The sequence below is a fragment of the Escherichia sp. AM3 genome, from assembly GCF_032029835.1.
In the GTDB taxonomy this organism is placed as follows: Bacteria; Pseudomonadota; Gammaproteobacteria; order Enterobacterales; family Enterobacteriaceae; genus Escherichia; species Escherichia coli.
This window is the reverse complement of sequence record NZ_JAVUPQ010001205.1, coordinates 1-247: the sequence shown is the minus strand read 5'-3', so window position 1 is coordinate 247 and position 247 is coordinate 1. Positions and strand designations below refer to the sequence as shown.

General features: G+C 59.9%; 1 protein-coding gene. It reads right to left on the bottom strand.

Features of this window, described 5'->3' with window-relative positions:
• Positions 1-133: Rpn family recombination-promoting nuclease/putative transposase (locus RTW80_RS30320; RefSeq protein WP_312721914.1), on the bottom strand; the 133-nt coding region annotated here is incomplete at its 3' end.
• Positions 134-247 lie beyond the last annotated feature (114 nt).

Below are 247 nucleotides of genomic sequence, written 5' to 3'. Positions count from 1 at the left end.
GGTCGCACACCTGCCGGTACTCCGCCGGAAGATGCAGTTCCAGAAAATCCCTGGCAACGTCGGGATTCGCCAGGACCGACCGGAACGCGGCATCATGCGGCGTGGGCGGTGTGGTGTTTTTCTTCTTACTCACGGTTCCTCCTGGTGAGATGTCTGAACGTATCCTGCCGCCTGCACAGGCAGACGGCAAGGGTTAATCAGTGGCAGACCCGTTCAATTTCAAGCGCGCGGAGCAGGTGGCCCCATT